The organism is Desulfosarcina sp. (assembly GCF_055467485.1).
The window spans coordinates 1-6,743 of the sequence record NZ_JBUOIV010000112.1 but is presented as its reverse complement, the minus strand read 5'-3'; the positions used below and the strand labels follow the sequence as shown (position 1 = coordinate 6,743).

Here is a 6,743-nt window from a genome sequence, read left to right as displayed (position 1 = left end):
TCGATAAAAGCGGCGACAGCCGATACGACCACGGCCCGTAAATTGAACACGCTCAATGTCATCAAGACCCTGCGAAAGCGCGCGGACATTCTCTCCGCCGACCCTAACTATATACTCAAGCACTGCGCGACAACGCCCAATGACGAGTATTATTACCTGCAGTGGCACTACCCCCAGATCAACCTGCCCGAGGCCTGGGACCTGACCACCGGCACCAACAACGTCATCGTGGCTTTGCTGGACACCGGCGTGCTGTTGGGCCACCCCGATCTCGCCGGAAGGCTCACCGCTACCGGCTACGATTTTGTCTCCGACACCGATATCAGCAACGACGGTGACGGCATCGATGCCAATCCAGACGACCCGGGTGACAGCGCCACCCCCGGATCCAGCTCGTTCCACGGAACCCACTGCGCCGGTACCATCGCCGCCAGCACCAACAACAAGACCGGTTCGTTCAATGGCGGCGTGGCCGGAGTGACCTGGAACACCCGGATCATGCCCATTCGCGTGCTCGGCGTCGGCGGGGGTACTGTCTACGACCTTTTACAGGGCATCCGCTATGCCGCCGGGTTGAGCAACGACTCGGGCACTGTACCGCCGCAAGCCGCGGACATCATCAGCATGAGCCTGGGCGGCGGGGGGTATTCCAGCGCGGCCCAGGCTGTTTATACCCAGGTGCGCAATGCCGGCGTCGTATTGATCGCCGCGGCAGGCAATGCATCTACCTCCACGCCCGGTTACCCCGCCTCCTACGACGGCGTGATCTCGGTCAGCGCGGTAAATATCAATGGCACCCTGGCCTCGTATTCCAATTTTGGCAACTCTGTCGACGTGGCTGCACCGGGCGGCGATGCCGGCGATTACAACGGTGACGGATATGCCGACCGGGTATGGAGCACCTGTGGCGATGATTCATCCGGCACCATTCGATTCAATTATGCTGCCTACAATGGAACTTCCATGGCCACCCCCCACGTGGCCGGCGTGGTCGCCCTGATGAAGGACCTGAACCCGACGCTGACGCCGGACCAGCTGGACGCGATGCTGCAAAACGGCAATATCACCAATGACATCGGCACACCGGGCTGGGACAGAAAATACGGCTGGGGTCTCATCGATGCATACAAAGCCGTGGTGGCTGTCTATGGCGGCACCGTCCCTACGGTCTTGACGGTCAACCCGACGGCGGTGAATTTTGGTGCCGGTGGCACCACCAGCACCCTGTCAGTCGCTAAAATCGGCAGCGGCCCGATTTCGGTCACGGGGTATACCGCATCAGCGCCCTGGCTGACGGTGAGTGCGGCTCTCATTGATGCCGACGGCCTGGGGACTTATACGGTCGAAATTGACCGTAGCGGTCTTTCCGAAGGCACCTACAGCGAGACCGTTACCTTTACCCCGTCGTCGGGCAGCCCGATTTCCATTCCGGTCAACCTCCAGGTCCGCTCGACATCCGACTCCGCCGATGCTGGTTATCACTATGTCTTGCTGGTGGACCCCGATATGTTCGAACCTGTCCAACAGGTCGATGTCCAGGCCGTTAACGGCAGCTATGCCTACGATTTCAGAGGCGTTCCCAAGGGGGGCAGCTACCTCATCGTTGCCGGCAGCGACCGGGACAACGACGGCTATGTCGATAACCACGGTGAAGCGGTGGGCGCCTATCTCTCCATCGACCAGATTACCTATGTGAATGCCGACACCGACCTTAGCGGATTGAACTTCGCCACGGACTTGAAACTCTCCGTGTCCGCTGCCGACCTGGGGGGCGATGAAGAGGAGGCACCACCCCAATTCATGCGCCTGAAATAACCTCGCTAACGCCATCATCCGCCCCGGTGGCCGAATGGAAACCATTTTCTGGAGGCTTGGGCGACGCGGCAGACATAGGATTCTACCATGACCGGCAAATTTTTTTTAATCCAGTTGATCGCCTTCATTATGCTTTTCAGCGCCTGCGCCCATTCATCACCATCGGCTGCATCACCGACCACGGACACCGTTCCCATGGCGATGATCGGCAGCGGGCAGCTGGCTGCAGGGGCACCCCAAACGGCGGGCGGTATTTGGATAACGGATCCGAACCAACTGGACACGCTATTGGGGCCGATGCTCAAAGGCTCCCGGATCCCGAACCCAACCGGCGCTCTGCCCGAAATCAATTTTGCTACCGACGGGGTATTGCTAATTTGGATGGGTGAAAAAAGGACTGGCGGGTATGCACTGGAAATGGTGACCAACCACGCCGATATCGAAAACCATACCGTTCGGATACCCCTTCGCTGGATTGAACCGCGAAAAGAGGCCATGGTCCCCCAGATGATCACCAACGCCTACTTGTTGATTCGGTTGGCCAAAGGCGCGTATGAAACCATCACGATTGCCGATCCCGACGGCCGGGACAGGCTGGTGGTGGACGCCCGAAGGGAGTAGAGGGTACCGTTCGCCGATGCCCAGGGATTTGCCGTCGAATGGATTGACCAACAAACAGGCCGTCTCGACAACCGAATCGACAAGGCTGCGCCGGTTACGTTCCCGCTCGCAGCTCCGGGCAATCAGAACGGGAATCTCGATGTCGCGGCGTACCGCTGATCTCCGGTTAAATCATTTTATTGGCTCGCGGAAAGTTTTTTCCGAAACAGATCCAACTGTGTTCTCTTTTTCGGTGTGAACGTAAAATCAGAACGCGCAAGAATGGATCCTCAGGTTAACTCCTCGGGTTCCATGCTGATTATATTCGACAGCATACTCATGCTGCCTTTCGACGCCAATCATGGACAATCCCATAACGGTCATCGCATCGTTTCGTCTTTATTGAATCGATCAACTTCTTGACATGATTTCCACTTCAGGTCTATCCGGCCTTCTATCCCCACGCCTCATTTCCCTCGCAGACAAGATACGGGAACACGAACGCATGGACAGCTTGAGCTGATCCATGAATCGAAGGCGGCCATAAACCTGACCAAACCGGAAGCTACCAGCGCTGTGGGTATCTTATTCAATGAGATGATTGATCTGCTTTAAACGGACAAGACTTTCGAATAGGATAATTAAGCAGAAGTTGTAAATTCATCCAAAACTTCTCGAACCTTAGCTGCCAGTTCCAATATCGAAAACGGTTTTTGAAGAAAATTAACCCCCTCATCCAGGATCCCACGATGGGCAATCACGTTTTCCGTATACCCGGACATAAATAAGCATTTGGGGCCACGGGCCCCATCGCTTAGTTGCTGGGCCAATTGACGGCCGTTCATTTGCGGCATCACCACATCGGTTAACAGCAGATCGATTTGGCCCTTGTATGATTGCGCCAAAGCGATGGCAGCATCCGGTGTACTCGCGGTAAACACAGTATAGCCCAGTTGTTCCAGAATAGATTTCGCTAAATCTAAAATTGCCACATCGTCTTCGACGATCAGCACAGTCTCGGTGCCAACTGGCGCGACCTCCAAAATCGCCTTGGGGGTCGCTCCATCTTCCATCGACTCGATCACGGGCAGGTAGATCCTGAACGTTGTTCCCTGGCCTGGCTCACTGTAAACATTGATGAATCCATCGTTTTGCTTAACGATTCCATACACCGTGGCAAGACCCAGGCCGGTTCCTTGGCCTACGACCTTGGTAGTAAAAAAGGGATCGAAAATCTGCGCCAAGGTTTTTTCATCCATGCCGAAGCCGCTGTCGCTAACGGCCAGTAAAACAAATCGCCCTGGCAAGAACCCGGGATGACTTGCGCAATACGCTTCACTGAGCACAATATCATCTGTTTCGATGGTAATCTTGCCCACGCCGGCGATGGCATCGCGAGCATTGACCAATAAATTGGCCAGGATCTGGTCGACCTGGGACGGATCTATGCATACCTTGCCCATGGCATGGCCGCCCGGCATCCATGCCAAGTCGATGTCTTCACCGATAAGATGGCGCAGCATTTTGAGCATGCCGGCGATGGTATCGTTGATATCCAGCACCTTGGGGCTGATCGTTTGCTTGCGGGCAAAGGCCAACAACTGGCGTACCAGATCTGCCGAACGCCGAGCCGCGTCGTGGATGGTCTTGAGGCGCTTGTGCAAAGGGGTGTCCCGATCAAGTTCGTTCATACCCAGTTCCGTGTGGCCGATAACAACTGAAAGCATGTTGTTGAAGTCGTGGGCGATACCACCGGCCAGTTGCCCTACGGATTCCATCTTCTGCGCCTGAAGCAAATGGGCGTCTAACCTTTCTTTTTCCTTTTCGGCGTGCTTTCGGTCGCTGATATCCAAAAACGAGGCGATGACGAACCGGACCGATCGGTCCAGGTTGCGGAAACAGGACATGTTGAGATGGGTAAAAACGATATTTCCATTTTTGTGAAACATTTGAAGGTCCATCTCAAAGCTTTCGATCTCGCCAGCCAGCATACGATTGAAACTTGCCCTTAAACCTGCCAAGTCTTGCGGTTCGATTAATTCAGACCAAGTCGTCGTTCGCAGGTCCTCCTCGCTGTATCCCAGCATACGGCACAACCGATCATTGGCGCGAACCAAATCCTGGTCCACTACTAACATAATTTATTAGTATTTTGGCGCCTTAGGTCTGAAATTGGATTCTCCACCATTCCAAACATAAGCAACACTGAAATTGATCAGATTCGTTTAATGCAATGATTCTCAATTCAAGGCATTCCTACTCTATCAATGATCGATTTGATAACAATTAGAAGGGGCAGAACACATGGAAAACAGAACAATTAACCGTAGAGATTTCCTGAAGTCCCAGCTTAAGGCGATCGCTTGGATGGCCGTTGGTGCATCTGGACTTCTGATTCCCAGGTCCCTCATTGCGGCAGGGACCCCTGATTTAAGTATTGTCAAAGGTCCTCCGGGAACAGCTGTCCGTATTGCGGTTGATCTTCTTGGTGGTATGAAATCATTTGTTAAACCAGGTCACAAGGTAGTGATCAAACCCAATATGAGCTTTGCCAATGGGCTCAAAAATGGCACGGCCACACACCCCGAAGTCGTCAGAGAACTTGTTGCCATGTGCAAGAAAGCCGGAGCTATGAAGGTGCAGGTCCTGGATCACCCCTTGAGCGGGGGTGAGTTCTGCACTCGGGAAATCGAGGCGGCCTGTGCGGTTTTCAACGAGGACATCGTCACTGCGGTAATGGACGGCCAGTTTTACCAGAAAACGAAAATTTCGGACTCCTGGTTTGGCTTCAACAAAACCGACATTATCAAAGATGTCCTATCCGCTGATGTCCTCATTGCCGCACCCGTGGCCAAGCACAATTATGCAACCGATGTGAGCCTTTCAATGAAAGGGATGATGGGCCTCGTATACGATCGTTGGGAAATGCACCAGACAGGACTGAACTCTGGAATCGTTAAATTGGCGACCTTCTTACGTCCCGACCTCGTCGTCATCGACGCCACTCGCGTGCTGAGCTCACACGGTCCCAATGGACCGGGTAAGGTGATTCCCATGAATATGGTCATCGCATCGAGAGATATGGTCGCAGCGGATGCTCAGGCCGTAAAGATGTTCGAATGGGAGGGTAAACGCAAAGAACCCAAACAAGTAGATCATATTCGCCTTGCCCATGAAAAAGGAATAGGTCGCATGGATATTGAGAACCTTAATGTGAAACAGATTGAAGTTTGAAAAATGAAAAGGTTCTCGAATGCTTTTCTTTAATTCCAAAAGTGATCAGAGCCTATCTCAAACAAAGCAGTAATTCAGCAGCCACCATCTAAACAGGTAACCACATGAATTTTCTTTAAATCATATCGGATCGCAACTGGTTGGAAATATTGAAAATAAATCTAAACATAACATCTTGATTATGCAATATAATCAGGATGGAACTGACAAACGAACAATGGAAACGGTTAGAGCCCATCATCCCTGCCGCGGAACCGCCCAAAGATCCACGCGACTGCAAGCCTCGTGACCCACGCGAGGTGATCAACGGAATCTTATGGATTTTACGAACCGGCGCACCATGGAAGGATCTACCCCAGCGGTATCCGCCATACCAGACCTGCCACAGGCGGTTCCAGCAAGGGGTCCGATCCGGTGTGTTCAGACGCATTGCCCACGAACTGGCGCAGGATCTGTACGAACGCGGAGGAATCGATGTCCGGGAGGCGTTCATCGACGGAAGCTTCGTGCCGGCAAAAAAAGGGGTCTTGCTGTCGGCAAGACAAAGCGCGGTAAAGGCACCAAGATCATGGCCATCGCAGACGCTGCTGGTATTCCTGTCGCCGCTCACATTGAAAGCGCTTCGCCCCATGAGGTGACATGGGTTGAGGCCACCATCAAAAGTACGTTTATCGAATGTGCGCCCGACCGCCTGATTGGCGACAAGGCGTATGACAGTGATGGCTTTGATGAACGCCTTTGGGATGAGCGGGGTATTGAAATGATTGCCCCTCATCGCAGAAACCGGCGCAAAAAGAACACCCATGACGGCAGAAAGCTTCGCCGGTACAAACGCTGATGGAAAGTAGAACGCCTGTTTTCCTGGCTCCATAACTACAGGCGCCTGGTTGTCCGTTACGAATATCATGCTGAAAACTTCCTGGGCTTGCTGCTGCTTGGCTGCTCAATTTTACTTCTCAGATTATTTTGAGATGCGCTCTAAGCAGATAGTTTCAATGTAGAAGGGGTATACTGTTATTGCCAATTTTTGTGGCAATTGCTGACATTTTTTGCAAACAGACCCATATTGTCAAATTGGTAACCCGACGCAAACC

At 53.1% G+C, this 6,743-nt stretch carries 4 protein-coding genes and 1 pseudogene; 4 read left to right on the top strand and 1 reads right to left on the bottom strand.

Features of this window, described 5'->3' with window-relative positions; translation table 11 throughout:
- The coding region (locus ACZCED_RS24450; protein WP_464862053.1) for a S8 family serine peptidase at window positions 1–1,815 on the top strand (1,815 nt) is incomplete at its 5' end.
- Between the two features lie 87 nt (window positions 1,816–1,902).
- The gene (locus ACZCED_RS24445) at window positions 1,903–2,436 is read left to right on the top strand and encodes a protease complex subunit PrcB family protein (protein ID WP_462970970.1); all 534 of its coding nucleotides are present in this window, start codon (window positions 1,903–1,905) and stop codon (window positions 2,434–2,436) included.
- A gap of 620 nt (window positions 2,437–3,056) precedes the next feature.
- Here the strand turns inward: ACZCED_RS24445 and ACZCED_RS24440 are convergent.
- Window positions 3,057–4,553, bottom strand: coding sequence for a response regulator (locus tag ACZCED_RS24440; RefSeq protein WP_464862052.1), 1,497 nt, complete (start codon window positions 4,551–4,553; stop codon window positions 3,057–3,059).
- Between the two features lie 166 nt (window positions 4,554–4,719).
- Here ACZCED_RS24440 and ACZCED_RS24435 point away from each other — a divergent pair, with 166 nt between their 5' ends.
- Window positions 4,720–5,649 carry a DUF362 domain-containing protein gene (locus tag ACZCED_RS24435; protein WP_464862051.1) on the top strand — a complete coding sequence of 310 codons (930 nt, stop codon included), beginning with the start codon at window positions 4,720–4,722 and terminating at the stop codon, window positions 5,647–5,649.
- Between the two features lie 197 nt (window positions 5,650–5,846).
- A pseudogene (locus ACZCED_RS24430) lies at window positions 5,847–6,619 on the top strand (IS5 family transposase).
- The last annotated feature ends 124 nt before the right edge of the window (window positions 6,620–6,743 follow it).